Annotated in this window: 23 protein-coding genes and 1 pseudogene; 16 read left to right on the top strand and 8 right to left on the bottom strand. The window is 60.9% G+C overall.

Features of this window, described 5'->3' with window-relative positions; genetic code table 11:
* Positions 1-8 precede the first annotated feature (8 nt).
* The 4 genes from AC07ZE_RS09215 (at position 9) to fabF (ending at position 4760) form a co-directional block, all read left to right on the top strand.
* Positions 9-2003, top strand: a complete 1995-nt coding sequence (locus AC07ZE_RS09215; RefSeq protein WP_207263567.1) for a polysaccharide biosynthesis protein — start codon at positions 9-11, stop codon at positions 2001-2003.
* Positions 2004-2114: 111 nt separating this feature from the next.
* The gene (locus AC07ZE_RS09220) at positions 2115-2450 is read left to right on the top strand and encodes a ComEA family DNA-binding protein (protein ID WP_207263569.1); all 336 of its coding nucleotides are present in this window, start codon (positions 2115-2117) and stop codon (positions 2448-2450) included.
* Between the two features lie 209 nt (positions 2451-2659).
* Positions 2660-3454, top strand: coding sequence for an SDR family NAD(P)-dependent oxidoreductase (locus AC07ZE_RS09225; protein ID WP_207263571.1), 795 nt, complete (start codon positions 2660-2662; stop codon positions 3452-3454).
* A 31-nt stretch (positions 3455-3485) separates the two neighbouring features.
* Positions 3486-4760 (top strand): beta-ketoacyl-ACP synthase II, encoded by a 1275-nt coding sequence (gene fabF / locus AC07ZE_RS09230; RefSeq protein ID WP_207263573.1) that lies wholly within the window; start codon positions 3486-3488, stop codon positions 4758-4760.
* Here fabF and AC07ZE_RS09235 read toward each other — a convergent pair.
* Positions 4757-5314 carry a TetR/AcrR family transcriptional regulator gene (locus AC07ZE_RS09235; RefSeq protein ID WP_207263575.1) on the bottom strand — a complete coding sequence of 186 codons (558 nt, stop codon included), beginning with the start codon at positions 5312-5314 and terminating at the stop codon, positions 4757-4759. The genes fabF and AC07ZE_RS09235 overlap by 4 nt on opposite strands.
* A gap of 175 nt (positions 5315-5489) precedes the next feature.
* Between AC07ZE_RS09235 and AC07ZE_RS09240 the strand changes: the two genes are divergently transcribed.
* Together AC07ZE_RS09240 and AC07ZE_RS09245 are read left to right on the top strand one after the other, a co-directional pair.
* Positions 5490-6143, top strand: a complete 654-nt coding sequence (locus AC07ZE_RS09240) for a GntR family transcriptional regulator (RefSeq protein ID WP_207263577.1) — start codon at positions 5490-5492, stop codon at positions 6141-6143.
* Between the two features lie 15 nt (positions 6144-6158).
* Entirely contained in the window at positions 6159-7010 is an 852-nt protein-coding gene (locus AC07ZE_RS09245) for an urea carboxylase-associated family protein (protein ID WP_207263579.1), read from the top strand.
* 99 nt (positions 7011-7109) lie between these two features.
* On the opposite strand, the gene AC07ZE_RS09250 is transcribed toward AC07ZE_RS09245, so the two are convergent.
* From AC07ZE_RS09250 to rfbC, 3 genes and pseudogenes are all read right to left on the bottom strand, one after another.
* Positions 7110-7277 (bottom strand): DUF2897 family protein, encoded by a 168-nt coding sequence (locus AC07ZE_RS09250; protein ID WP_096512793.1) that lies wholly within the window; start codon positions 7275-7277, stop codon positions 7110-7112.
* 125 nt (positions 7278-7402) lie between these two features.
* A pseudogene (gene eat, locus AC07ZE_RS09255) lies at positions 7403-8766 on the bottom strand (ethanolamine permease).
* Between the two features lie 295 nt (positions 8767-9061).
* Positions 9062-9607 carry a dTDP-4-dehydrorhamnose 3,5-epimerase gene (gene rfbC, locus AC07ZE_RS09260; protein ID WP_207263581.1) on the bottom strand — a complete coding sequence of 182 codons (546 nt, stop codon included), beginning with the start codon at positions 9605-9607 and terminating at the stop codon, positions 9062-9064.
* 226 nt (positions 9608-9833) lie between these two features.
* Here rfbC and kdpF point away from each other — a divergent pair, with 226 nt between their 5' ends.
* From kdpF to AC07ZE_RS09290, 6 genes are all read left to right on the top strand, one after another.
* Entirely contained in the window at positions 9834-9923 is a 90-nt protein-coding gene (gene kdpF / locus AC07ZE_RS09265) for a K(+)-transporting ATPase subunit F (RefSeq protein WP_007899818.1), read from the top strand.
* Positions 9924-9931: 8 nt separating this feature from the next.
* A complete protein-coding gene (gene kdpA / locus AC07ZE_RS09270) occupies positions 9932-11626 on the top strand; it encodes a potassium-transporting ATPase subunit KdpA (protein ID WP_207263583.1) in 1695 nt (564 codons plus the stop codon).
* An 11-nt stretch (positions 11627-11637) separates the two neighbouring features.
* Positions 11638-13695, top strand: coding sequence for a potassium-transporting ATPase subunit KdpB (gene kdpB, locus AC07ZE_RS09275; RefSeq protein ID WP_207263585.1), 2058 nt, complete (start codon positions 11638-11640; stop codon positions 13693-13695).
* Between the two features lie 157 nt (positions 13696-13852).
* On the top strand, positions 13853-14398 hold the full coding sequence (gene kdpC, locus AC07ZE_RS09280; RefSeq protein ID WP_207263587.1) for a potassium-transporting ATPase subunit KdpC: 546 nt from the start codon (positions 13853-13855) through the stop codon (positions 14396-14398).
* Positions 14399-14528: 130 nt separating this feature from the next.
* The gene (locus AC07ZE_RS09285) at positions 14529-17174 is read left to right on the top strand and encodes a DUF4118 domain-containing protein (RefSeq protein ID WP_207263589.1); all 2646 of its coding nucleotides are present in this window, start codon (positions 14529-14531) and stop codon (positions 17172-17174) included.
* Positions 17175-17241: 67 nt separating this feature from the next.
* Positions 17242-17940, top strand: coding sequence for a response regulator (locus AC07ZE_RS09290; protein WP_095196527.1), 699 nt, complete (start codon positions 17242-17244; stop codon positions 17938-17940).
* Between the two features lie 29 nt (positions 17941-17969).
* Here the strand turns inward: AC07ZE_RS09290 and AC07ZE_RS09295 are convergent, their stop codons facing one another.
* Complete coding sequence (locus tag AC07ZE_RS09295) at positions 17970-19010, bottom strand: patatin-like phospholipase family protein (RefSeq protein ID WP_207263591.1); 1041 nt, start codon at positions 19008-19010, stop codon at positions 17970-17972.
* Between the two features lie 215 nt (positions 19011-19225).
* On the opposite strand from AC07ZE_RS09295, the gene AC07ZE_RS09300 reads away from it, so the two are divergent.
* From AC07ZE_RS09300 to AC07ZE_RS09310, 3 genes are all read left to right on the top strand, one after another.
* Complete coding sequence (locus AC07ZE_RS09300) at positions 19226-19504, top strand: hypothetical protein (RefSeq protein ID WP_095196530.1); 279 nt, start codon at positions 19226-19228, stop codon at positions 19502-19504.
* Positions 19505-19607: 103 nt separating this feature from the next.
* Positions 19608-20366: a CHAD domain-containing protein gene (locus AC07ZE_RS09305; protein WP_207263593.1), complete on the top strand. Its 759-nt coding sequence runs from the start codon at positions 19608-19610 to the stop codon at positions 20364-20366.
* Between the two features lie 233 nt (positions 20367-20599).
* The gene (locus tag AC07ZE_RS09310) at positions 20600-21397 is read left to right on the top strand and encodes an acyl-CoA thioesterase (RefSeq protein ID WP_207263595.1); all 798 of its coding nucleotides are present in this window, start codon (positions 20600-20602) and stop codon (positions 21395-21397) included.
* Here the strand turns inward: AC07ZE_RS09310 and AC07ZE_RS09315 are convergent, their stop codons facing one another.
* The 3 genes from AC07ZE_RS09315 to AC07ZE_RS09325 form a co-directional block, all read right to left on the bottom strand.
* A complete protein-coding gene (locus AC07ZE_RS09315) occupies positions 21398-21763 on the bottom strand; it encodes an Mpo1-like protein (RefSeq protein WP_207263598.1) in 366 nt (121 codons plus the stop codon).
* A gap of 146 nt (positions 21764-21909) precedes the next feature.
* On the bottom strand, positions 21910-23391 hold the full coding sequence (locus tag AC07ZE_RS09320; protein WP_207263600.1) for a methyl-accepting chemotaxis protein: 1482 nt from the start codon (positions 23389-23391) through the stop codon (positions 21910-21912).
* Between the two features lie 116 nt (positions 23392-23507).
* Positions 23508-24317: a TatD family hydrolase gene (locus AC07ZE_RS09325; RefSeq protein WP_207263602.1), complete on the bottom strand. Its 810-nt coding sequence runs from the start codon at positions 24315-24317 to the stop codon at positions 23508-23510.
* Between the two features lie 237 nt (positions 24318-24554).
* Here AC07ZE_RS09325 and AC07ZE_RS09330 point away from each other — a divergent pair, with 237 nt between their 5' ends.
* The gene (locus tag AC07ZE_RS09330; RefSeq protein ID WP_207263610.1) at positions 24555-25976 is read left to right on the top strand and encodes an MltF family protein; all 1422 of its coding nucleotides are present in this window, start codon (positions 24555-24557) and stop codon (positions 25974-25976) included.
* Positions 25977-26056 lie beyond the last annotated feature (80 nt).

A 26056-nucleotide genomic window follows, 5' to 3' on the forward strand; every position in this document is an offset into this window, starting at 1 on the left:
AAGAATTTATGGATAAAATCAGAGGGTACCTGGTAGGGCTCCCCCGACGCCGAAAAAGGTTGATTCAGGTTGCGACGGACATTGTGCTGGTCTGGGCTGCCTTGTGGTTGGCCTTTATTGTGCGCCTGGGTCTGGACGATATGTACAACCCTATCAGGGTGCATTTCTGGCTTTTCGTTTGTGCGCCGATCGTTGCCATCCCCTTGTTTATTCGTTTCGGCATGTACCGCGCCGTCATGCGCTATTTCGGCAATGACGCGCTTATTGCCATTATCAAAGCGGTCAGTCTTTCTTCGCTAATTCTCGCTGTCGTGGTGTATTGGTACAGCAATCACGAAACCGTCGTACCTCGTTCCATCGTCTTCAACTACTGGTGGCTCAGCCTCGTCATCATTGGCGGCCTACGCCTATGCATGCGTCAATATTTCATGGGCGACTGGTTCACCGGGGCTCACCACGTACCGTTTACCAATCGCGATGACGGCTTGACCAAGGTGGCGATCTACGGTGCAGGTGTGGCAGGCAATCAGTTGGTCGCCGCGCTTCGCATGGGCCGGGTGATGCGTCCTGTGGCCTTCATCGATGATGATTCGAGTATCGCGGATCGATCGATTGCCGGCTTGCAGGTCTACAAGCCCAAGCACATTCAGCAAATGATCAATGAGACGGGTGCCCAGGAAATTCTTCTGGCGTTGCCATCTTCTACCCGTGCTCGACGTCGGGAAATTCTGACTTTTCTTGAGCGTTTCCCGCTACACATTCGAAGCGTCCCCAACTTTACTGACCTGGCCAGTGGCCGGGTAAAGGTCGAAGACATCCAGGAAGTGGACATCGCCGACTTGCTCGGGCGCGATTCAGTGCCGGCGCAGCCGGATTTGCTGGAGCGTTGTATCAAAGGCAAGACAGTCATGGTGACCGGCGCCGGTGGGTCGATCGGTGCGGAGCTTTGCCGACAGATCTTCGCCCTTGGCCCGACCACGCTTTTGCTGTTCGATCACAGTGAATTCAATCTCTACAGCATTCTGACGGAATTGGAGCAGCGCGGCTGTCGCGAGTCGGTTCCTGTCCAGCTGTTGCCGATCCTTGGTTCCATTCGTCACCAGGACAAACTGCTGGATGTCATGAAGACCTGGGGTGTGGACACGGTCTATCACGCTGCGGCGTACAAGCATGTGCCGATGGTTGAGCACAACATCGCCGAGGGCGTGCTGAATAACGTCATTGGTACGCTCAATACCGCTCAGGCAGCGTTGCAATCGGGTGTGTCCAACTTTGTGTTGGTTTCCACTGATAAGGCGGTTCGTCCGACGAATGTGATGGGCAGCACCAAGCGCCTGGCCGAGTTGACGCTGCAAGCCTTGAGCCGCGAGATCGCACCGGTGCTGTTCGGCGACAAGGCCAATGTGTCCCGGGTCAACAAGACTCGTTTCACGATGGTTCGTTTTGGCAATGTACTGGGGTCGTCCGGTTCGGTGATTCCACTGTTTCATAGCCAGATCAAGTCCGGTGGGCCGCTGACAGTGACTCACCCGAAGATCACCCGTTATTTCATGACCATTCCCGAGGCCGCGCAGTTGGTGATCCAGGCCGGTTCCATGGGGCAGGGCGGCGATGTGTTCGTGCTCGATATGGGTGAGCCGGTGAAGATCGTCGAGTTGGCGGAGAAGATGATTCATTTATCCGGTTTGAGTGTGCGTTCGGAGAAAAACCTGCAAGGCGATATCTCGATCGAATTCACCGGCCTTCGTCCTGGCGAGAAGCTTTACGAGGAGTTGCTGATTGGCGACAACGTTTCGGCAACCCAGCATCCGATGATCATGAGCGCCAACGAGGATCATTTGCCCTGGGATGTACTCAAGGGCCGTTTGCGCGAGTTGTTGGTCGCCGTTGATCAGGACGATTACGCGCGCGTCCGTCAACTCCTGCGCGACACCGTCAGCGGTTACACCCCTGATGGCGAGATCGTAGACTGGATCTACCAACAGCGTCGCCTCGAACCCTGATTGTTTCATATCCTGTAACGGACACGTTTTTGACAGGCTCCAGACATCGCCTAAGTTTGGAAGGCAGCTTCGGAAAAGCTGCTTTCTCAACCGATGTCATGGAGCTTCATTATGCGTACTGGTTTTTTCTACTCTCTGGTTTTCGCCCTGCTCACCAGTGTCTCGACGGCAGCCATTTCCGCGCCCGCAGTGAAGGGGGAGGCGGGTAATGCGCCGCTGACGCAAGAAGTGTCGCCTAAGGCACAGAGCGGCAAGGTCGATCTGAACGGCGCTGATGCGCCCACCTTGCAGCGCGAGTTGTCCGGTATCGGCGAGGCCAAGGCTAAAGCGATTGTTGCGTATCGTGAAACTAACGGGCCGTTTGCGTCGGTGGACGAGTTGCTGGAAGTGAAAGGCATCGGCAAGGCGATTCTGGATCGCAATCGCGAGAAGCTGGAAGTGAACTAAGCTGATTATTCAACGCCAAGGGGCCGGTCATTGACCGGCCTTTTTGCTTTGCGGCGAACGCTACCAGGCATTGCCTTCTATCGGCCTTATGAAAATTATGGCTATCATATGCAAATTAAATTATGCCTATAATAAATGAGTTTCCCGTCCTGGTGCCCTAAAGCCCAGGCGTCTGGTCTTCCCACAAGCATCTCCTGCGGAGCGAAGTCATGAATTCTGTCCAGTCTCAAGGTACGGCCCTCGTCACCGGTGCTTCTTCCGGCATCGGCGCGGTTTACGCGCAGCGTCTGGCCGCGCGTGGTTTTGATTTGTTGCTGGTGGCTCGCGATCAGCAGCGGCTCGACGAGGCGGCCAGTAAGTTGCGCGCCGAGTATGGCGTTCAGGTCGAGGTGCTCAAGGCGGATCTGACGCAAAAGGATGATGTGCTCAAGCTTGAGCAACGGTTGCGCAGTGATTCGAGTATCAGCCTGCTGTTGAATAATGCCGGCGTGGCGGCCGATGGTTTGCTGGCCAATGCCGACACCGATCAGCTGGAGCGAATGATCCAGTTGAACGTGACAGCGGTCACGCGCCTGGCTTCGGCTGCAGCGGCCGGTTTTGCCAAGGCGGGCCGGGGTACTATCGTCAACATCGCGTCGGTGGTGGCGTTGTTTCCCGAGCGTTTCAATGCCACCTACAGCGCCAGCAAGGCTTACGTGTTGAGCCTTACCCAATCATTGAACGCCGAGCTTGATGGCACCGGGGTCAAGGTCCAGGCTGTGTTGCCAGGGGTAACGCGTACTGAAATCTGGGAGCGTTCCGGTATTGATGCTTCGCAGATCCCGGCGGAGATGGTCATGGAGGCGGGCGAGATGGTCGACGCCGCGCTGTCGGGCCTGGATCAGGGTGAGTTGGTCACCATTCCGTCCTTGCCGGATGCAGCTGACTGGGATGCTTTTGTCGCGGCCCGTCACGTGATGGCGCCTAATCTTTCCAAAAGCAAAGCCGCTACGCGTTACAAATGAAGCGCGATAAATCGGCACGAGGTATTGCGGTATGAGTGATCGTCGAGTGGTTGTAACGGGTATGGGCCTGGTGTCTCCGCTGGGTAGTGGAGTCGAAGCGGTCTGGCAGCGTCTGTTGGCCGGGCGCTCCGGTTTGCGTAATTTGCCGGATGAGGTGATTGCCGATCTGCCGGCCCGGGTCGGCGGCGTTGTGCCGACGATTCAGGAGGATCCCGAAGCGGGGTTCGATCCGGATGTGGCGACACCGCCCAAAGAACAGAAGAAGATGGACCGTTTCATTCTCTTCGCCATGGAAGCGGCGCGCCAGGCGTTGGAGCAGGCGGGTTGGCAGGCGCAGAGCGCCGATGCCCAGGAGCGCACCGCAACCATCATCGGTTCCGGCGTGGGTGGTTTCGGGGCTATTGCCGATGCGGTGCGCACCACGGACAGCCGTGGTCCTCGGCGCTTGTCGCCGTTCACCATCCCGTCGTTTCTGGTCAATCTGGCGGCGGGCCATGTGTCGATCCAGCACGGTTTCAAAGGGCCGCTGGGTGCCCCGGTGACGGCCTGTGCGGCCGGGGTCCAGGCGATTGGCGACGCGGCGCGGCTGATTCGTTGCGGTGAAGCGGACATCGCGGTGTGTGGCGGCGCGGAGGCGGCGATCGATCGGGTCAGCCTGGCCGGGTTTGCTGCCGCTCGCGCCTTGTCCAGTGGGTACAACGACACCCCCGAGCGTGCTTCACGCCCCTTCGACAGTGGCCGTGATGGCTTTGTCATGGGCGAGGGTGCCGGTCTGTTGGTGATCGAGTCCCTGGAGCACGCGTTGGCCCGTGGCGCTAAACCCCTGGCGGAGCTGGTGGGTTACGGCACCAGCGCCGATGCCTATCACCTGACTGCGGGGCCCGAGGATGGCAGCGGTGCGCGTCGCGCGATGTCGCTGGCATTGGCTCAGGCCGGCGTTTCGCCGGAGCAGGTTCAGCATCTGAATGCCCACGCGACCTCGACACCGGTTGGCGATCTGGGGGAGTTGGCGGCAATCAAGTCACTGTTTGGTGCGCAAAACAAGATCGCGGTGACATCGACCAAGTCCGCCACCGGGCATTTGCTCGGCGCGGCAGGCGGGATTGAAGCGATCTTCACCCTGTTGGCGATCCGTGATCAGGTCGTACCGGCGACGCTCAACTTCGATAACCCGGACCCTGCTGCCGAGGGTGTGGACATCGTTCATGGTCAGGCCAGGCCGATGGCCATCGAGTACGCCTTGTCCAATGGCTTCGGCTTTGGCGGGGTCAATGCCAGCGTGTTGTTCAAGCGCTGGAACGGCTAGGCCTGGGACTCGTTCAGGTGAGTCCGCGTGACGTCGAGAATCTGCCGGGCAAATTCGGGATTCTCGACGCTGCGCGAAAGCAGCAGCGCCCCCACCAGTGTCGACATGATGACGATGCTTCGGTCCACCACGTTTTCACCTTCAAGCGTGCCTTGTATCTGTTGAAGCCGGGCGTTCAGTACCTCGTCTGAGGTCGGGCTCGGCTGCCCGCGCATACCGAGTTCCGATGACATGGTCAGCAGCGGGCAGCCTTCGTGGGGCGAAGTCTGGTGCCATTCAGACAAATAGGCATCGATGAACGCTTCAAGCGGGCGATCCTGGGCAAACAGCTCGGCGCAAATGCCGGCGACCTGATCGCCGGCAGCTTGTAATGCCTTTTCTACCAACTCGTCCTTGGATTTGAAATGCGAGTAAAAACCACCGTGAGTCAAACCCAACGCTTTCATCAGAGGTTGCAGGCCGGTCGCGCCGATACCGTCACGGCGAAAGCGTTCTGAGGCTTCCTTGATGATGCGTTGGTGGGTCTGGGCTTTATGGTCCTGCGAGTAACGCATCTGATATCTCCACATCAATGCGCCATATTAACCAATGAAAATTGGATGGTGACTGTACTTCTACTTCTAAAAAGCATGCAGAAGCGTCGAACTTGGTTCAAACGCGCAGAAATACTGGCACGAATAGTGACTACTCATTGCTTCATGATTGTTGAACAATTCTGAGGCACTGAGCATGAGCAGCGGACTTTCACTGGCCGATCACATCACGTTGGAGTTGCGCGCGGACATTATCGGCGGTCGTTTGCTGCCTGGCATGGCGCTGGTGGAAAACGATCTGGTGTCGGCCTACAACGCGTCGCGCAATACCATTCGTGAAGCCCTGCATCGCCTGGGGCAGGAAGGCCTGACCCGTTATGTGCGCAACAAAGGCGTCATGGTTCGCCGCTTGGACTTTGACGATGTGCGGGATCTGTTCAAGGTTCGGCGCACCCTGGAACTGCAGGCCATCAACATGAGTCGCCCGCTGCGCGACTATCAATCCGACCGGATGCTCGAAGCCCTGGAAGCCACCGAGCTGGCCCGGGAGCGCGAAGACTGGCGTGCCGTCGGTACCCACAGCCTGGCCTTTCATCAACACATCGTCGGGTTGCTGCGCAGTCCGTTGTTCGATGAGTTCTTCACCAACGTTGTCGCGCAATTGCGTCTGGTGTTCTGCGCCGCTCCCGATGAGTCGAGTTTTCAAGCGCCTTGGCTGGCTCGCGACCGACTGATCCATGAGCTGCTGGTCGAGGGTGACAAACGCGCCGCCGAGGAGGCGATGAGCCTGTATCTCGATGATTCCGAGCATTTGCTATTGCAAATGCTGACACCTTCTTCCCATCACTGATCGAGGATTCGTGCCATGTACAAAGACTATCCGGCGGCCTATCAAGTCAGCAAAGGCTCGGCCTTGCAGGTGGACAAGGCCTTTTACGAGCGGGTGCGCGACACGAAGGATGGGCGCACGCTGATCGAGTCGTTCGAGGTACCCATTCGCACCGGCCGCGCCTGGCATGTTCCGGCCGGACATGTGTTCAGGGTGACGACGCCCGTCGGTCCGCAAGTGGGCGACTTCAACGTGTGGAATGCCCACGATCCGCGCGAACGCCTGTGGGCTTCGCGCACTCGCCAGCTGCAGGGCGCGCACGTCAGCACCCATGATCGGTTGTGGTCGAACCTGCCTTTTCTGCGGCCGCTGGTGACCATCACCGATGACAGCCTGGCGGGTTACGGCATCGATGAACATGGCGGTCGCCTGCACGATTTGCTCGGCACCCGTTGCGATCCCTATGTGAACAAAATGCTCACCGGCGAAGATTTCCATCATCACTGCCACTCCAACCTGACCCGCGCGGTCCTGCCCCATGGCCTGACTGAATTCGATGTGCACGACGTGCTGAACATCTTTCAGTGCACGGGCCTGAATCACGACGACATGTACTTCATGAAAGCCTGTCCGGCGCAGAAGGGCGACTATCTGGAGTTCTTCGCCGAGATCGATCTGCTGTGCGCGCTCTCGACCTGCCCGGGCGGTGATCTGTCGTTGGCCATGTGGGGCCCGGATGCGCAGGACCCTTTGAGCGTATGTCGTCCGCTGGGGGTGGAAATTTATCGGTTGGAGGATGCGTTGCTGGAGGGCTGGAGCCAGCCGGAACGTGCGGCGTACAAGGGTTTGCATGGCTTGCACATTGCCAAGGCGGATTGGGAAAAGTAATTCGGCCCTGTAGGGGCATGGCTTGCCCGCGATAGCGATCTCAAGGTCGCCATCGCGGGCAAGCCATGCTCCTGCAAAAAGGCCGGTTCACTGTTTTGTTCAGCGGTCCTGCGCATCCTTGGCGTCCGCTTCCGCGTTGCGTTCAGCCACGCGTCTACGTTGTTCATCGGTCAGTTCAACCTTGTTGGCGGTGTCACGTAGCATCATCAAGCCGCCAACGATCGAGCCGATTGCAACGATCAGAATCAACCAGGCATACCAAGGCATAGGGTTCTCCTTAAGGGCAGGCCGATTGACGGGTTTCGCCAATCGATCGTGCCTACCACTTTTGAGCGAATGATTTTCGCAGTGGTTCAATTCTATGCCTGATAGGCCAACAGCACTGCGACTGTTTAAAGCCCGGTCAGCATCGCATCCGCCGGTGCATCCGCACGCAGTTGTGCGGTGAGCACGAAATACACAAAACCCACCGCCATGAAGCCGAGGAAAATCAGCCCGATCAGTGTGTTGAACCAGGCCATGGCCACCAGGCACACCACTGCCAGCACCAGTGCGATGAACGGCACCAGCGGGTAGCACGGCGCGCGGAAGGTGCGCTCCAGGTTCGGTTCGGTTTTACGCAGTTTGAACAGGCTGAGCATGCTCATGATGTACATCACGATGGCGCCGAACACGGCCATGGTGATCATCGCTGCCGTCAGCGTCATGCCCCCCAGATTGATCAGACCATCACTGTAGATCGCGGCGATGCCGATCACGCCACCGGCGATGATCGCCCGGTGCGGTGTCTGGAATCGCGACAGTTTCGCCAGGGAGGCCGGCAGGTAACCCGCACGGGCGAGTGCGAAGAACTGCCGCGAGTAGCCGAGGATGATGCCGTGGAAGCTCGCCACCAGCCCGAACAGGCCGATCCACACCAGCATGTGCAACCAGCCGGAGCTTTCGCCGACCACGGTTTTCATCGCTTGCGGCAGCGGGTCGTTGATGTTCGACAGGGTGCGCCAGTCGCCGACGCCACCGGCGAAGCACATCACGCCCATGGCCAGCAACACCAGGGTCAGGATGCCGCTGATGTAGGCCTTGGGAATCGTGCGTTTCGGGTCCTTGGCCTCTTCGGCGGCCATGGCCGCGCCCTCGATGGCGAGGAAGAACCAGATCGCGAACGGAATCGCCGCGAACATCCCGGCAATCGCCGGTGCGCCGAACACATCCGAACCCGCCCAGCCATTGAGGGCAAAGTTGCTGAAGCTGAAGGCCGGGGCGACCACGCCCATGAACACCAGCAACTCAGCGACCGCCAACACGCAGACCACCAGTTCGAAGGTCGCCGCCAGTTTCACGCCAAGGATGTTCAGACCCATGAATACGACGTACGCGCCGACCGCGGCCTGTTTCGGGTCGAGGGCAGGGAACTGCACGTTGAGGTAAGCGCCGATTGCCAGGGCAATGGCCGGCGGCGCGAAGACGAATTCGATCAGCGTCGCCAGCCCGGCGATCAATCCACCTTTCTCGCCAAAGGCACGGCGTCGTAGGCAAAGGGACCACCGGCGTGGGGAATCGCAGTAGTCAGTTCGGTGAAACTGAAGATGAAGCAGGTATACATAGTGGCGACCATGAAAGAGGTCACCAGAAAGCCCAGCGTCCCGGCCACACCCCAGCCATAACTCCAGCCGAAATACTCTCCGGAAATCACCAGCCCGACCGCAATGCCCCACAGGTGTAGCGTGCCCAGCGTGGGTTTGAGTTGTGTGTTCATGCCTTTACTCCCTGAACGGTTTGGAAAGCTCGGGGAGGGCGTGTGCAGTGGGCGTGCCAGCGTTGTGACCGTCGTCGTTATGGGTGAAAAGGCGTCGTATCGGGGATGTTTGTTGCTGGATGTGTCTTCGTTGTGCGCCAGTTGGGGGCGTCAGTGGATGTTCTGCCGCCTTCGCGAGCAGGCTCGCTCCCACACTGGATTTGTGAGCAATAAAAATCCCCTGTGGGAGCGAGCCTGCTCGCGAAGACGGCGGCAAATTCAGCATCAAGCCTCTGACAGACGCAGATGCCCGGGCTCAGGAAAACACGTCAGCCTCCCTGAAGAACGCAGCCGCCTGATCCTTGGCGGACAGTTGCGGTGCTTCATCCAGTTGCCAGTCGATGGCCAGGTCCGGATCGTTCCAGCGAATGCTGCGCTCAGCCGACGGTGTGTAGTAGTCGGTGGTTTTGTAGAGGCACTCGGCGAAATCACTCAACACCACGAAACCGTGGGCAAACCCTTCGGGAATCCAAAGCTGGCGACGATTCTCGGCGGACAGATGCACAGCGATCCATTTGCCGAAATGTGGCGAGCTACGGCGTATATCTACTGTCACGTCGAGTACCTCACCTGCTGTCACGCGAACCAATTTGCCTTGGGTGTTTTCCAGTTGGTAATGCAGGCCTCGCAACACACCTTTGCGAGAGCGCGAATGATTGTCCTGAACGAATCGAGGGCTTAGTCCTGTCGCATCCGCAAAAGCCTTTGCGTTGTAACTCTCGTAAAAGAAACCTCGCTCATCACCAAATACCTTGGGTTCGATGATCAACACACCGGGCAGGTCGGTGGTGATTACATTCATGGTGTTTCTCCAGCAATAAGCGCGATGGCTCACATTCTTGCTCAAAGTGCTGACCGGTACGAGGGCCGATCTGGAAAGCTCGTCAAAACACCGCTGTAACCCCAGCGTAATCCCACTCTTTACGCTTTCTTTATTCCCCGCGCGCGCCCTCGATCTCGTTCCTTTACAGCCTTCCTTCCGACAATGAACCCACACGCGGCAATACGCCGTAACACGGAGAACTTCCATGAGCGTTCTGGACGGGGTGTCACTGCTGTTGGCAGTGGGGCTGTTCATTTATCTGTTGGTTGCGCTGTTGCGCGCGGACCGGAACTAGGAGCGGCTATGCACAGTTATGACTATTGGCTGATCCTCGCGTTTTTCGCGGTGGTATTGGTCCCGGCGCCGTTTCTCGGGCGCTTCTACTACAACGTGATGGAAGGCCAGCGCACCTGGTTGACGCCGATCCTCGGTCCGGTCGAACGGGGTTGTTACCGGTTGGCCGGGGTCGATCCGCAGGCCGAACAGAGCTGGCAGAAGTACGCCCTGGCCTTGCTCGCCTTCAACCTCGCGGGTTTCCTCCTTCTGTTCGCGATCCTGTTGTTCCAGGACCATCTGCCCCTGAACCCGCAAAACCTGCCGGGCCAGGAGTGGACGCTGGCATTCAATACCGCCATCAGTTTCATGACCAACACCAACTGGCAGGCCTACAGCGGTGAAGCATCGCTGAGCTATCTGAGCCAGATGGCCGGCCTCACCGTGCAGAACTTCGTCAGCGCCGCCACCGGCCTCGCTGTGCTGGTCGCGCTTTGCCGTGGCATCGGTCGCAAGTCCGCCCAATCCCTGGGCAACTTCTGGGTCGACATGACCCGCGCCACCCTCTACGGCCTGCTGCCGCTGTGCCTGTTGCTGGCGCTGTACCTGGTCTGGCAAGGCGTGCCACAAACCTTTGCACAATACGTGAATGCGGTGACGGTGCAGGGTGTCGATCAGGTGATCCCGCTCGGTCCTGCCGCCAGCCAGATTGCGATCAAGCAACTGGGTACCAATGGTGGTGGTTTCTTCGGCGTCAACTCGGCGCATCCATTCGAGAACCCGACGGCCTGGTCGAACCTGTTCGAGCTGGCGTCGATCATTCTGATTCCCGTCGCGCTGGTCTTCACCTTCGGCCACTACGTGAAGGACCTGCGTCAGAGCCGCGCGATCATCGCCTGCATGCTGGCGTTGTTCCTGATCGGTGGTGCGACTTCGTTGTGGGCCGAATACCAACCGAACCCGACCCTGAACAACGTCGCCGTCGAACAGACCGCGCCGCTGGAAGGCAAGGAAGCCCGGTTTGGCACCACGGCCACCGTGCTCTGGTCAGTCACCACGACGGCGGCATCGAACGGTTCGGTCAACGGCATGCACGACAGCCTCAATCCGCTCAGCGGCATGGTGGCGCTGGTCAACATGATGGTCGGCGAAGTGATCTTTGGCGGTGTCGGTGCCGGGCTCTACGGGATGTTGCTCAACGTGTTGATCGCGGTGTTCCTCGCCGGCCTGATGATCGGCCGGACCCCGGAATACCTCGGCAAAAAGCTGCAAGCCAAGGAAGTGCAATTGCTGGTGGTGACCCTGATGGTCATGCCGATCGGCGTGCTGGTGCTCGGCGCGATTGCCGCCAGTCTGCCCGGCCCGGTGGCCTCGGTGAGCAATCCAGGACCCCATGGTTTCAGTCAGTTGCTTTACGCCTACACCTCGGCCAGTGCCAACAACGGTTCCGCGTTTGGCGGCTTCGGCGCCAACACGCCGTTCCACAACCTGATGCTGGGCCTGGGCATGTTGATCGGTCGTTTCGGCTACATCCTTCCGGTCCTGGCCCTGGCTGGCAGCCTGGCGATGAAGAAACCCGCACCGATCGGCCAGAACAGCTTCCCGACCCACGGCCCGCTGTTCGTGACCCTGCTGACCGTGACCATTTTGCTGGTGGGTGGTTTGACCTTCCTGCCGACCCTGGCGTTGGGTCCGATTGCTGAACATTTGAGCCTGGGCTTCTGAGGATCTGACAAATGAATATGCCCGCTACTAAAGCCGCCGTCGTCAAGGCACCGGAACAACCGAAAACCGCAATCTCGGCCCTCTGGCGCCCGGCGTTGTTGCAAGCTTTCGTCAAGCTCGACCCTCGGCAATTGCAACGCGCACCGGTGATGCTGGTGGTCGAACTGACGGCGATCCTGACCACCGTTCTGTGCTTCGTCCCGGACACGGCAGTGCCGACCTTCGTCGCGGCGCAGATCGCCGTGTGGCTGTGGTTCACCGTGCTGTTCGCCAACTTCGCCGAGGCCCTGGCCGAGGGTCGCGGCAAGGCCCGCGCCGATAGCCTCAAGGCCGGCAGCGAAGGCTTGAGCGCGCGCCGCAAAACCAGCAACGGCACCTTCCAGGTGGTGCCCGCCACCAGCCTGCGCAAGGGCGACGTGGTGCGCGTCGAAGCCGGGGAGATGATCCCCGGTGACGGCGAAGTGATCGAAGGCATCGCCGCGGTCAATGAAGCGGCGATCACCGGTGAATCGGCACCGGTGATCCGCGAGTCCGGCGGCGATCGTTCGGCCGTTACCGGCAATACCCGGTTGGTGTCTGACTGGCTGCTGGTGAAGATCACCGCCAACCCCGGCGAGTCGACACTGGACCGCATGATTGCCCTGGTCGAAGGCGCCAAACGCCAGAAAACCCCGAATGAAGTGGCGCTCGACATCCTGTTGATCGGCCTGACCCTGATCTTCCTGCTGGTGGTCGTGACCCTTCAACCGTTCGCGCACTTCGCCAACGGCAGCCTGCCGCTGGTATTCCTGGTGGCGTTATTGGTCACGCTGATCCCGACCACCATCGGCGGCCTGTTGTCCGCCATCGGTATCGCCGGGATGGATCGCCTGGTGCGTCTGAATGTGATTGCCAAGTCCGGTCGCGCCGTGGAAGCGGCGGGGGACGTGCATGTCCTGCTGCTGGACAAGACCGGCACCATCACCTTCGGCAACCGTCGTTGCACCGCTGTGGTCCCGGCTCCAGGGGTGACGGCCCGTGAACTGGCCGAGGGCGCCTTGTTTGCCTCGCTGGCTGACGACACGGCGGAAGGTAAATCCATCGTCGAGTACCTGCGTGGCACTCAACCGCAGCCTGAGCCGGCCGCTGAGTTGCTGACTGCCGTGCCGTTCAGTGCCGAAACCCGGCTGTCGGGTGTCGACTATCAGGGCCGTGTCTATCGCAAGGGCGCGGTGGATTCGCTGCTGGCCTTCGTCGGTCTCAAACGCGCCGATCTGGCCGCGCCGCTGTCCCGGGAAATCGACAGGATTGCCCAGAGTGGCGGTACGCCGTTGCTGGTCTGCGTCGACGGCAAACTGCTGGGCGCGATCCACCTCAAGGACGTGGTCAAGCCCGGCATCCGCGAACGTTTCGCCGAGTTGCGCAAGCTGGGGATCCGCACGGTCATGGTGACCGGCGATAACCCGTTGACCGCTGCGGCGATCGCCGCCGAAGCGGGGGTGGATGACGTGCTGGCCGAAGCCACGCCGGAGAAAAAACTGGCGCGCATTCGTCACGAGCAAAACGACGGTCGCCTGGTCGCCATGTGCGGCGACGGCGCCAACGATGCCCCGGCGCTGGCCCAGGCTGACGTCGGCATGGCGATGAACGACGGCACCCAGGCCGCGCGCGAAGCGGCCAACATGGTCGACCTCGACAGCGACCCGACCAAACTGCTGGATGTGGTGCAGATCGGCAAGGAGTTGCTGGTGACCCGCGGCGCGTTGACGACGTTTTCCATCGCCAACGACGTGGCCAAGTACTTCGCGATCCTGCCGGCGCTGTTTGCCGCGATCTACCCGCAACTCGGCGTGCTGAACATCATGCACCTGAGCAGCCCGCAGAGCGCGATTCTCTCGGCGATCGTGTTCAACGCCTTGATCATTGTCGTGCTGATTCCGCTGGCATTGCGCGGTGTGCGGGTGCAAGCGGCGAGCGCGGCGGCATTGCTGCGCCGCAACCTGCTGATCTATGGCCTGGGCGGGATTCTGGTGCCGTTCGTGGGCATCAAGGCCATCGACATGCTGCTGACGGCGTTGCATCTGGTTTGACCCGTGAGCGGTGTGCCAGACACACCGCCTTCGCGCGCAGGTTCGCTCCCGCAAAAAGCAACGCATTGCCCTGTGGGAGCGAGCCTGCTCGCGAAGAACACGACACGATGCATCTGACTGAACGCCGTATTTGTTCACTGAATTCGAGGATTTTGAAATGTCCACAATGATACGCCCGGCCCTGAGCCTGCTGGTTCTGATGACCCTGATCACCGGCGTTGCCTATCCCTTGGTAGTCACCGGCGTGGCCCAGGTTGCGTTCCCCGATCAGGCCAATGGCAGCCTGGTCCGCGATGCCGACGGCAAGGTCCGTGGGTCTTCGCTGATTGCCCAGGATTTTGTCGGTGACGCCTGGTTCCACCCACGGCCATCGGCTGGTGCCTTTGCCACCGTGTCGAGCGGCGCCAGCAACCTGTCGCCGAGCAACCCGGCCCTGGCCGCTCGCGTGATCGACGACGCCAACAAACGGTTGGTGCCCGGTCAGGGGCCGGTGCCGCTGGCGATGGTCACCACCTCCGGCAGCGGTCTCGATCCACACTTGCCACCGGCCGCGATTGCCTATCAACTGGCGCGTGTCGCCGCGGCGCGCAACCTGCCGGTCGCGACCCTGCAAAACCTGCTGGACGCCCACATCGAACAACCGCTGGTAGGTCCGCCGGTGGTGAATGTGCTGGCGCTGAACAGGGCGCTGGAAAAGTTGTAGATCGGCGGTGCGGCCATTCGCGAGCAGGCTCGCTCCCCCATGGGAATGCGTACCCCTGTGGGAGCGAGCCTGCTCGCGAAGACGCCAGAACAGCCACTACATGAACATCTGAAATAAGAGAATCCCAAACATGAGCGACTCCGGCCGCGCCGACGCGCTGTTAGCCAACCTGCCCCGCGACGGCCGTGGCCGGCTCAAGGTTTTTCTGGGCGCCGCGCCCGGGGTTGGTAAGACCTACGCCATGCTGCAAGCGGCCCACACTCAACTGCGTCAAGGCGTGAAGCTCATCGCCGGTGTGGTCGAGACCCATGGCCGCGCCGAGACCGAAGCGCTGCTCGGCGGCTTGCCGCAGCAACCGCTGGTGCGCTCGGAATACCGTGGCGTGATGCTCGAAGAAATGGACCTCGACGGCTTGCTTGCCGCCAAACCGAAACTGGTGCTGGTGGATGAACTGGCCCACACCAATGCCCCCGGCAGTCGTCACGCCAAACGCTGGCAAGACATCCAGGAACTGCTCGCCGCCGGCATCGATGTGTACACCACGGTCAATGTCCAGCACCTGGAGAGCCTCAACGATCAGGTGCGTGGCATCACCGGCGTGCAGATCCGCGAAACGCTGCCGGACTGGGTGCTTCAAGAAGCCTACGAATTGCTGTTGATCGACTTGCCCCCACGCGAGCTGCTTGAGCGTCTGCGCGACGGCAAGGTGTATGTGCCGGAGCAGGCGCGGGCGGCCATCGATGCGTACTTCTCCCAGACCAACCTCACCGCGTTGCGTGAATTGGCGATGCAAACCGCTGCGGCTCAGGTCGATAACGATCTGGCCCAGGGGTATCGTCAGCTCGGTCAGGCGGCGCCCGCCGTGCGCGGGCGCTTGCTGGTCGGCGTCGATGGCGACGCCCAGGCCGAGCGTCTGGTGCGCCACGCCAGCCGCGTCGCCCAGCGCCGGCATCTGCCGTGGAGCCTGGTGCACGTGGACACTGGCTGTGTGCGTGACGAGCAATCGCGCCTGCGCCTGCAAAGTGCCCAACAACTGGCCGAACGCCTGGGCGGCGAAGTGGTGTTGCTGCGGGCCGGCGAAGTGGCCAAGACCCTGATCCAGCACGCCGCCGAGCGTCGCGCCAGCCTGGTGCTGGTCGGACAGTCCCGCCAGCGATTGCGCCGTCGACTGTTCGGTGGTGGTTTGGCGGCGCGATTGTTGCGTCATGCACGCGGGCTGGAAATCAACGTCATCGACAGCGATCACGAACAGGATCAGCCACGACTACGTCCGGTTCACTCGCTGGTGTGGTTCGACTACGCACTGGCGCTGATCGCGACCGTGCTCGCCAGCGCCCTGGCCTGGGCGGTGGCGAGTGTCTTGCCGCTGCCGAATATTTCCCTGGTGTTCCTCGCCGCCGTTTTGCTGGTGGCGGTGCGCAGCAGCCTCGGCCCGGCGCTGGCCTGTGCCGTGTTGTCGTTTCTGACTTACGACTTCCTGTTCATTCCGCCGAACTTTTCCTTCCACATCCAGCGCGAAGAAGACGTGCTGACCTTGCTGTTCTTCCTGCTGATGGCGGCCCTCACCGGCAACCTCGCGGCACGACAACGGCGCCAGTTGCAGGCCTTGCGCGACACCCAGGAGGAAACGACCGAACTGCTCGACCTGTCGCGCAAACTCACCGCCGCCACTGACCGTCAGGCTGTGATCAATGCCGCCGCTCATCACCTAGAGGGCTGGAGCGATCTGCAACTGTGCCTGCTTAATCGTGATGGCCAGAGTGGCTGGAAAGTCGAAACCGGTGGCCCGCTGGAATTCACCGAAGCCGAGCGTGCTGCCGCTGATTGGGCCTGGCAGCACGATCAACCGGCGGGCGCGGGCACCGGCACCTTGCCGTTCGGCCGTTGGTGGTGGTGGCCGTTGTCGGTGGAGGAGGGACCGCTGGCGCTGCTCGGCGTCTGTGCGAAAGAGGGGCAGATCTTGAGCGGCCAGCGTCGGCGTTTGTTGACTGCACTGAGCCAGCCACTGGCACAGGCGCTGGCCCGCGCGCAACTGGCCGATGACCTGGAAGCGGCGCGGCTGCACGGTGAAACCGAACAACTGCGCAGTGCCTTGCTGGCCTCGGTATCCCACGATTTGCGTACACCGCTGACCTCCATGCGCGGCAGCATCGACAGCCTGCTGGCCCTTGGCGAGGCGATCCCGCTGGAGGATCGCCGCGAGCTGCTCGAAGGCACCCGTGATGAAGCCGAACGCCTCGATCGCTACATCCAGAATCTGCTGGACATGACCCGCCTCGGTCACGGCGCGCTGAAACTGTCGCGGGATTGGGTATCACCGGCGGACATTGTTGGCAGCGCGCTCAATCGCCTGCGCACGGTGCTGGCGCCGTTGCAGGTCAGTGTCGAGGTGCCGGCGGAGTTACCGTTGCTGTACGTCCACGCCGCACTGATCGAACAGGCATTGATCAATGTGCTGGAAAACGCCGCGCGCTTCTCGCCGGCCCACGGTCGTTTGCAATTGAGCGCCGGGGCTGACGACAGCGAGCTGTTTTTCTCGGTGAGTGACGAAGGCCCCGGGATCCCGGAAGCGGAGCGGGAGAAGATTTTCGACATGTTCTACACCGCCGCACGCGGCGATCGCGGCGGGCAGGGCACCGGTCTGGGGCTGGCAATCTGTCAGGGCATGGTCGGTGCCCACGGCGGGCGGATCAGCGTCGCCGACGGTATCGAAGGACGCGGCACCTGCATCACCTTGCACCTGCCCCTGCAGGCTCAGCCGGCGTTTGAAAGTTAAGTGCCGAAGGTGAAGCCTGATGGTGCTTGCGCTACTCTTTTCCACCTCTTCAGATTGATGTGAATCCATGAGCCAGACCGCGACCATCCTGGTCATCGACGACGAACCGCAGATCCGTAAATTCCTGCGCATCAGCCTCGTGTCCCAAGGCTACAAAGTGCTGGAGGCGGGCACCGGTAATGAAGGGCTGGCCCAGGCCGCGCTGAACAAACCGGACCTGCTGGTACTCGACCTCGGTTTGCCGGACATGGACGGCCAACAGGTGTTGCGTGAGTTTCGCGAGTGGTCGGTGGCGCCGGTGCTGGTGCTCTCGGTGCGTGCCGGCGAAGGGCAGAAGGTTGAAGCGCTGGACGGGGGCGCCAACGATTACGTGACCAAGCCCTTCGGTATCCAGGAATTCCTGGCGCGGATCCGCGCGCTGCTGCGACAGGCACCGGTGGGTGAAGCCCAGCAAGCCGCGCTGAGCTTCGGCCCGCTGACGGTGGACCTGGCGTATCGCCGAGTGTTGCTCGACGGTAGCGAAGTCGCGCTGACCCGCAAGGAATACGCCGTGCTGGCGCAACTGGCGCGCCATCCGGGACGGGTCATCACCCAGCAGCAACTGCTCAAGGACATTTGGGGACCGACCCACACCGAAGACAGCCATTACCTGCGGATCGTGGTCGGGCATTTGCGACAGAAACTGGCGGATGATCCGACGCGACCACGGTTTATCGTGACGGAGGCCGGGGTGGGGTATCGGTTGTTGAGTGAGGGTGGCCTTTAAGTTTGTGCTGAATCATTCACTCGAGAACCTCAGGAATCCCGATCATTCTCATAGCGATCAAGGGTGTCTCGTGCAATCTCCCGTCCTAGCGCGATCAGCTCCGGCGCCTTGTAAAACTCGAAAAACCGGCACACCCGCTTCGGCACGTTGATCAGGATGTCCGGCGGATAACCGGCGATCTTGTACTGCGCCAACGAAGTCTGCATCACCTCGAAGCTCTGGTTGATCAGATCCAGCAAGGATGCAGGTCCCACGTTGTCGATGATGAACGAGCCGGTGGCGGATTTCGGCGCACCGTCGTGTTCAGGCGCGGCGGCCGGTTGCTGGGCTTCGGGTTCGGCGGATTCGACCCAGGGGTTGATGTCGGCCGCTTGCGCCATCAACGCTTCTTTTTCCAGCAGCAACAGCTGCTCGGCGGGTTTGCGCCGGAAGGGCAGCTTCGAACCGAGCGAATTGATCAGGCTGTCGAAGCGAGTCTTGAACGCGGCGGGACGCTGGATTACCGGCAGTTGATAGTGACGCTGGTTGGTGGAGTTGAGATTGACCGCGATGATCAAGTCGCAATGGCTCGAGACCACCGGCACGATCGGTAACGGATTGAGAATGCCGCCATCCACCAGCATGCGATTGCCCTGCATCACCGGCGTAAACAGGCTGGGAATCGCAGCCGAGGCGCGCATGGCCTGGTGCAGGCAGCCTTCCTGGAACCAGATCTCCTGCTGGTTGGTCAGGTCGGTGGCCACGGCCGTGTAGGGAATGCGCAGGTCTTCAATATTGATCTCGCCGACAATCTTTCGGATCTGCCCGAACACCTTTTCCCCGCGGATCGCGCCCAGGCGAAAACTCACATCCACCAGGCGCAGTACATCGAGGTAATCCAGGCTTTCGATCCAGTCGCGATACTCATCCAGCTTGCCGGCGGCGTAGATCCCGCCGACCACCGCTCCCATGGAACAACCGGCGATGCAGGCAATGTCGTAGCCACGCCGTTCAATCTCCTGGATGACGCCAATATGGGCATAACCCCGGGCTCCTCCCGAGCCCAACACCAGTGCGACACGCTTTTTCATGAATCGCCCTCGTTTGAATGGTTCAACAATGCGCCCATCGAGGGTCGCGCTTCAATCGTCAAGGTCGCTCAGTGAAGCGAGTGCGTCGTTTTATTGTTATGGCGGCACTTGATTATTCTCGCCAGCGCTATAGCTTGCGCAGGCGATGGACGGCACTTTTCCCGTGCCGGACCGTCCTACCTGCATGACTGTTTCTTATCTTTGAGGTGTGAGTGATGAAAGCCTGGATCTGTGTGCCATTGATTGCCCTGGCACTTGCCGGTTGCGCCGGTAAAACCGCTTATCGCGACAGCTGCGGCAGCAGTCTGGACGCGGCGTGGCGTGAACTGGACCTGGCCAAGGCCGAGGGGTTCGCCGGGACCGTCAGCTACTCCAAAGCCCTGTCGCTGTTGACCGCGGCCAAGACCCAACAGCAATTCGAAGGCTTTGAAGGTTGCACCAAGAAAGCCGAGAAGGCGCGCTTCTATATTCGCGAATCCCGCGCGGGGCGCTAAAAGCAGCTACAAGCTCTAAGCTACAAGCGGCAAGTTTCACTGCGCTGCTATTGAACTTGCCGCTTGAAGCTTGCCGCTTGCAGCTGTTTACGGAGTAAACCCCATGATTGACCGCTTGGTGGCCCATGTCCTGGGTCTGGAAGTTCGTCTGCTGGCGTGTCAGGCCCGCTTGAGTGCCCGCACCGATCCGGAAGCCTTGCACGACCTTCGTACCACGGTGCGCCGGTTGCGCAGCCTGCTGCGGCCATTGCGCGGCTTGCCGGGTGTCGAACAGCTGGAGACGGCGGCCTCCGGGGTCGGCGACCTGACCACGCCATTGCGCGATCGCGAGGTGCTGGCGGCCTACCTGCTCGAGCATGAGCAAACCGAAGCCGCGCAACGGCGCATGGCGCAGATGGCCCAGGCGTATCCGGCAGTGGCGACGAGCACGGAGCTCGCGCAGTTGCTGATGATCCTCGACGCCTTTCCGCGTTTCTTGCGGGCGGCCCAGCGTCAGGGGATGCTCAAGGGCCTGGGCAAACGCATCGAAAAACGCCTGGCCAAACAGTGGAAAAAACTCGACGAAGCCCTGCACGATCCGGCCCACGACCGTCATCGTTTACGCCTTTTGATCAAACGCGTGCGTTATGGCATCGAGGCCTATCCCGAGCTGGATCGTTTGCCGAAAGCGGCGTTGCCCAGGCTCAAGGCGGCGCAGGGCGCTTTGGGGGACTGGCATGATTGTCTGCAATGGTTGGCCATGGCAGAGAAAGAAGCGGATTTGCATCCCTGCGTCGCGACCTGGAAAACCACAATGGCCGAGGCTGAAGAACGCTCCGACCGCGTCCTCGACAAACTCGACAAGGCCTGTTTCAAACCTTGATACCACCACATTCCCCTTGTGGGAGCGAGCCTGCTCGCGAATACGGCGGCACATCCAAACTAGATGTGACTGACAGACCGCTTTCGCGAGCAAGCCCGCTCCCACAGGATCTTTGTGTATGGCATGAGTAGCGGTGCGGCTCATCTGCCGGTGAATTTGGCCGGAATACGCGCTGTACAGCCTTCGCCGGCTGGTTAAGATCCCGTCATCCTTTTTTCGCCCCTGAGGTTTCCATGCGCTTTTCCGATCTGCTCGACGCTGTCCGCCGTCAACCGCTGGAGCTGACCATCCCGGCCGGATGGGCGCAGGGGCGGGCCAGTTTCGGTGGCCTGGTGGCCGCCTTGCAGTACGAAGCCATGCGCGCAAAGGTGCCGGCGGATCGTCCGGTGCGCTCGCTGGCGATCACCTTCGTTGGCCCGGTGGAACCCGAAGTGCCGGTCAGTTTTGAAGTCGATGTGTTGCGCGAGGGCAAGGCCGTCAGCCAGGTGCTGGGCCGGGCAATGCAGAAGGGGCAGGTGGTGACCATGATCCAGGGCAGCTTCGGCGCCTCGCGGGCTTCGCAAGTGGCCGTGACCGCGCATCCGGCGCCGGAAATGAAGCATTGGGACGACTGCCAGGAACTGCCGTTCATTGAAGGCGTGATCCCGGAGTTCATGCGTCATCTGGCGATGCGCTGGAGTGTCGGCGGGCTGCCGTTCACCGGCAACACCTCGCGCCAGATGGGCGGCTGGGTGCGCTTGCGTGGTGATGTGAAGGAAGAGGCGATCAGCGAGGCCCACATTTTGGCGCTGGTGGACGCCTGGCCACCGGCCGTGATGCCGCACCTGAAGAAACCGGCCATGGGCAGTACGCTGACCTGGACCATCGAATTCGTCCAGCCCTTGCTGGAGCTGAGCACGCTGGACTGGTGCAAATACCTCGTCGAAACCGAACACGCCACCGACGGCTACGGCCATGCCGCGGCGAATCTGTGGGATGTCGAAGGCCGCTTGATTGCCATGAGCCGGCAGACGGTGACCGTCTTTGCCTGATCAGTGACGGCGGTGGCGCTCACGCCAGGCGCGCCACCAGCCACCGCTGAGGAAAAACCGCGGAAAGGTCAGGAACTGCTCGACCATCAGGCGCGACACCGCATCCTTGCGATCACTGAACGGTTCGGACGCTTGCGCTTCCAGGCTGTGACCGTGACGCTGCAACCCCAATGCGGCGATCACGCCTATGACGCCGATGGCGACGTTCGCCAGATTCAGGCCGAACACCCCGGAAACAACCAACAGAAACGCGACGATAAACAGCGGCACGGCGATCAGGTGCAGCACCAGATTGGTCGGGTGCTGGTGATTGTTCGGGTAGGCACGCCATTGCCAGGCGGGAAGATTGGGGTGACGTTTACCCATGATGCTGATCCTCGAATCCATGTGAACTACATGATTGAAGGATAGGCCCGGCCAATGCGGGCGGCGAATCAAGGATCGCTATCGAAGTGATAGGGGCCATGGGCAATATTGATATTGACCTGGCGGGCCCCTTCGCGAGCAGGCCCTTACAGCTTGAGCTGCCCTATGGCCTTGCTCAATTCCCCGGCCAACAACGCCAACTCATTACTGGTAATCGCCGAAGCGACCGTCTGCTGCACGGTGTTCTCTGTCACATCGCGGATGCTCACCACCGCCCGGTTCATCTCTTCCGCCACCTGGCTCTGCTGTTCGGCCGCCACGGCGATCTGGGTATTGCTTTCACGCATCTGCGCCACCGCCCCGGTGATTTGCACCAGGGCAGTGCCAGCCTCTTGCGCCTGTTGCACGCAGTCGTCGGCCTTGAACGAGCTCTCCTGCATGAAGTCCACGGCATCCCGGGTGCCGGCCTGCAGCGCCGCCACCATCACGGTGATCTCGTCAGTGGACGTCTGCACACGCTTGGCCAGGTTGCGCACTTCATCGGCGACCACCGCAAAGCCACGGCCCATTTCACCGGCCCTGGCTGCTTCGATCGCGGCGTTCAGCGCCAGCAGATTGGTCTGCTCGGCAATGCTGTGGATCACATTGACCACACCGTTGATCTTCTGGCTGTCTTCGGCCAGACGCTGAATCATCTCGGCAGTCTGCTGCACCCCGGTGGACAAGCCGGCAATCGACTGCTGTACACGCATGACCACCGCCTGCCCGCTGCCGGCCAGGGTATCGGCCGATTGCGAGAGGTCGCGGGTGGCGCCGGCATGCTGGGCAATATGGTGGACCGTGGTGGTCATTTCGTTGATCGCGGTGGCGGCCTGATCGGTTTCACTTTGTTGGCCCAACATACCGTGGCGCACTTCATTCATGCTTGCCGCCAGCCGTGCGGCGCCGTCGTCCAGTTGACGAGCCGTGCTGGCGACGGTATTGACCACCCGTTGATAACCGGCCTGCATGGCATTGAACGCATTGGCCATTTGCCCGACTTCGTCGTTGCATGCCAGCGGCACGCGAGCCGAGAGGTCGCCGGTTTTTTCGACATGGAGCATCACGTCTTTCAAGGTATTGAGTTGGCTGAGCAGGAAGCGGATCAGCAATTGCGACGCGCCGAGCATCGCCAGCATCAGGATGAACACCGCCACGGCATAGTTCGTGAAGCGCTCGCCGAACACCTGGCTCAGGCTCGGCCCCCGGGCAATCACCGCGACCTGCTGGCCGTCCGCGCGTGTGAATACCTCGGCGCCAATGAGCAGGTTGTCACCGAAAATCGGCAGGGCGTCGATCTCGACCCAGCCCTTTGCATTGGTTAACTCAGGTAGGGGTTGCCCGCCGAGTACCGGTGCCTGGCCGCGGCTGAAGGTCAACAGGTTCTCGGCTTTGGGCATAGGCTGCCCGGCAGGCCAGGCGTTGAGCAAATGCGCCTGGGCCTGGGCCGACGCCTGAGCGGCATGGTTGCGTGCCTGCTGTTCGAGTTGAACGGCGTACAGCACCAACAGCAGGGTCGTGACGAAGGCGACGGCATTCACCGCCCAGAATTTGTATTTCAGCGAGATATGGCTAAGCCAGGCACCCATGGAGGTCTTCTCTGATAGCGGAAACAGTGTTGGCAAGGTGCCATCATTGTGCCGCTGCTCGGGGTGCCGAATCTTGATATGGATCAACAGGCAGCGCCTTCCCATTGTGGGAGCGTTTACTGGGGGAGAGTCGGCAACCCGTAAAACGCCCGTGCGCAGGTGGTGGTGTGCGCCGCCAGGTCTTCCTGAGTCTCTGCGCGGTGCAACGCCACCTCCCGCAGCACTTCCGTCAGATACGCCGGTTCGTTGCGACCATTTTTCGGCTTTGGACGCAGGCTGCGTGGCAGCAGGTATGGTGCATCGCTTTCGAGCATCAGGCGTCCGCGCTTGATCTCTTTGACCAGCGGATGCAGATGCGTGCCCCGGCGTTCGTCGCAGATCCAGCCGGTGATGCCGATGTGCAGGTCCATGTCGAGGTAACTGAACAGCGCCTTTTGTTCCCCGGTGAAGCAGTGCACGACCGCCGCCGGCAATTGGTCGCGGTAGTCGCGCAGGATCTCCAGCAGTCGCTGACTGGCATCGCGCTCATGCAGGAACACTGGCAACTGCAACTCGACCGCCAGCGCCAGGTGCTCTTCGAGGACTTTTTCCTGTTGCGGGCGGGGCGAGAAATCACGGTTGAAGTCCAGGCCGCATTCACCCACGGCAACCACATTCGACTCCTTGAGCAGACTGCGCAGGTGGCGGGCGCTGTCGGCGTTCCAGTCGCTGGCGGCGTGGGGGTGAATGCCGGCGGTGGCGAACAGCCGTTGCCCGCTTTCATCCAGTTGCCGGCACAACTGCAATGCCTGCTCGCTGCCCTCGACGTTGGTGCCGGTGAGCACCAATTGGCAGACCCCGGCGGCATAGGCCCGCTCGAGTACAGCCTGGTGTTTGTCGGCAAAGCTGGGGTTGGTCAGGTTGACGCCGATATCGATGAGTTGCATGGTGCTACCTCGGACCAAAGGCCGGAAAGCATATCAGAGCTGTAGATTTATAAGAAAAACCAAGAACTACAACGAGTTATAGCTGTCTTTTGATTCCGCGAGACAGGACGGGATGGTCAAGGTGCCATCACTGTGCCAGTCTTTCGCACTTTGCCAGCGTCTCAGGCGCCCGGTTTCAGACATTTTGATTGCATGAACATACCCATGCGATCGACCCGAATTCTTTCCGGAGAGTGGATGATTCGTCCCTCGGTTTTGCTCCTGCTGTGTTGTTCGCTGCTGCTGCCGATGTCGGCGGTTGCGCGTCTGCCCGGACCGCTGCAAGCCGTGCCGGCGGTCAAGGTGCGCGACCTGACGGAAATCCGCAGCAGTCGCGTGTTGCGCGTGCTGGTCAACCAGAGTCGCAACAGTTCCGGCGAAGTCCAGGGCCAGGCCATTGGCGTCGAATATCACCGTTTGCGCGCCTTCGAACAGTACCTCAACGGTCACGCCCGTGACGGTCAGGAAATCACCCTCAAGATCATCCCCAAGGCCAAGGATCAACTGCTCGGCGCATTGCAGCGCGGGGAGGGCGACCTGGTAGCTCCCGGGGAATTGCTCGACCTGCGCCCGGGTTTCGCCGTCAGCACCAGTGAACCGATTGCCAGCAACATTCCCCTGGTGTTGGTGGGCATCAAGGGTGAACGTCGCTACACCCGCCTCGAACAACTGTCGGGCAAAACCCTCGCGCTGCCCACCGGCAGTGCCGCCGGCGATGCGGTCAGCCAGATCAATCAGAAACTGGCCCTGAACAAGCTGCCGCCGGTGAATATCGAATGGGTCGACCCGAGCCTGGCAGTCGAGGATGTGCTGGAGATGGTCCAGGGCGGGATCTTTCACCTGACCATCGTCGAGCAACCGATCGCCGAGCGTTGGGGCAAGATCCTGCCGAAGTTGCGCCTGGACCGGCAGGTGCAGATCAGCGACCCGGGCGAGGAGTACTGGTTCGTGCGCCGCGATGCATCAATGCTGCGGGCCAGCATTGACCGATTCCTCGGCGGCTACAAAAAGCCGTCGGATCAGGACGCGGCCTTTCTGCGGATCTACCGGCGTCTCTATCAAGTCCATTATCCCTTGGCCAAGGCTGACCGCCAGCGTCTGGAAAAACTACGCCCGGTGCTGCAGAAACACGCCGACGCCCAAGGCATGGACTGGCTGAATCTGGCGGCGTTGGCGTTCAAGGAGTCCGGCCTGCAACCCAAGGCCCGCAGCGGCGGCGCTCCGACCGGCCTGATGCAGATCACGCCCTCCGCGGCCCAGCGGGTAGGGGTCAGCAATATTCACGAACTCGATGCCAATGTGCAGGCCGGAGCCAAGTACCTGGCGATGATTCGCCGCAAGTTTTTCGCCAGTCCCAAGCTCAACGAGCGAGAGCGCATGGCCTTTGTGTTGGCGGCCTACAACATCGGCCCGGAGCGGGTTCAGGGGATGCGTGCCGAGGCGCGGCGGCGGGGCTTGAATCCCAATCAGTGGTTCTTTCAGGTTGAGCGCGTCGCGATGGAGCAGGTGGGAATGGGACCTGTCAGCTATGTTAATAGCGTGAACAAGTATTACTTGGCGTTCGATCGGGAGCGGGAGTCGTTGGAGCCCCAGGGGCAAAAGGTTGTCCTGCGTAAATGATCGAATAAACTGAAGTGTTGTAGCGGTTTTTTGCGCTTTAAATATGATATTTACTGATTAGTATGGCGGCCAACCAACAC

It is taken from the genome of Pseudomonas sp. GW101-3H06 (genome assembly GCF_059424605.1).

Bases quoted from the DNA above. Each gene is read 5' to 3' on its own strand.
- AC07ZE_RS09325 (WP_207263602.1), bottom strand. From the start codon at position 24,317: ATGCAACTCATCGATATCGGCGTCAACCTGACCAACCCCAGCTTTGCC.
- AC07ZE_RS09295 (WP_207263591.1), bottom strand. From the start codon at position 19,010: ATGAAAAAGCGTGTCGCACTGGTGTTGGGCTCGGGAGGAGCCCGGGGT.
- kdpF (WP_007899818.1), top strand. From the start codon at position 9,834: ATGAGCGTTCTGGACGGGGTGTCACTGCTGTTGGCAGTGGGGCTGTTC.
- AC07ZE_RS09285 (WP_207263589.1), top strand. From the start codon at position 14,529: ATGAGCGACTCCGGCCGCGCCGACGCGCTGTTAGCCAACCTGCCCCGC.
- AC07ZE_RS09215 (WP_207263567.1), top strand. From the start codon at position 9: ATGGATAAAATCAGAGGGTACCTGGTAGGGCTCCCCCGACGCCGAAAA.
- AC07ZE_RS09225 (WP_207263571.1), top strand. From the start codon at position 2,660: ATGAATTCTGTCCAGTCTCAAGGTACGGCCCTCGTCACCGGTGCTTCT.
- AC07ZE_RS09235 (WP_207263575.1), bottom strand. From the start codon at position 5,314: ATGCGTTACTCGCAGGACCATAAAGCCCAGACCCACCAACGCATCATC.
- AC07ZE_RS09290 (WP_095196527.1), top strand. From the start codon at position 17,242: ATGAGCCAGACCGCGACCATCCTGGTCATCGACGACGAACCGCAGATC.
- rfbC (WP_207263581.1), bottom strand. From the start codon at position 9,607: ATGAATGTAATCACCACCGACCTGCCCGGTGTGTTGATCATCGAACCC.
- AC07ZE_RS09250 (WP_096512793.1), bottom strand. From the start codon at position 7,277: ATGCCTTGGTATGCCTGGTTGATTCTGATCGTTGCAATCGGCTCGATC.
- AC07ZE_RS09310 (WP_207263595.1), top strand. From the start codon at position 20,600: ATGCGCTTTTCCGATCTGCTCGACGCTGTCCGCCGTCAACCGCTGGAG.
- AC07ZE_RS09220 (WP_207263569.1), top strand. From the start codon at position 2,115: ATGCGTACTGGTTTTTTCTACTCTCTGGTTTTCGCCCTGCTCACCAGT.
- kdpB (WP_207263585.1), top strand. From the start codon at position 11,638: ATGAATATGCCCGCTACTAAAGCCGCCGTCGTCAAGGCACCGGAACAA.
- AC07ZE_RS09240 (WP_207263577.1), top strand. From the start codon at position 5,490: ATGAGCAGCGGACTTTCACTGGCCGATCACATCACGTTGGAGTTGCGC.
- AC07ZE_RS09320 (WP_207263600.1), bottom strand. From the start codon at position 23,391: ATGGGTGCCTGGCTTAGCCATATCTCGCTGAAATACAAATTCTGGGCG.
- kdpC (WP_207263587.1), top strand. From the start codon at position 13,853: ATGTCCACAATGATACGCCCGGCCCTGAGCCTGCTGGTTCTGATGACC.
- AC07ZE_RS09305 (WP_207263593.1), top strand. From the start codon at position 19,608: ATGATTGACCGCTTGGTGGCCCATGTCCTGGGTCTGGAAGTTCGTCTG.
- AC07ZE_RS09330 (WP_207263610.1), top strand. From the start codon at position 24,555: ATGATTCGTCCCTCGGTTTTGCTCCTGCTGTGTTGTTCGCTGCTGCTG.
- AC07ZE_RS09245 (WP_207263579.1), top strand. From the start codon at position 6,159: ATGTACAAAGACTATCCGGCGGCCTATCAAGTCAGCAAAGGCTCGGCC.
- AC07ZE_RS09315 (WP_207263598.1), bottom strand. From the start codon at position 21,763: ATGGGTAAACGTCACCCCAATCTTCCCGCCTGGCAATGGCGTGCCTAC.
- AC07ZE_RS09300 (WP_095196530.1), top strand. From the start codon at position 19,226: ATGAAAGCCTGGATCTGTGTGCCATTGATTGCCCTGGCACTTGCCGGT.
- kdpA (WP_207263583.1), top strand. From the start codon at position 9,932: ATGCACAGTTATGACTATTGGCTGATCCTCGCGTTTTTCGCGGTGGTA.
- fabF (WP_207263573.1), top strand. From the start codon at position 3,486: ATGAGTGATCGTCGAGTGGTTGTAACGGGTATGGGCCTGGTGTCTCCG.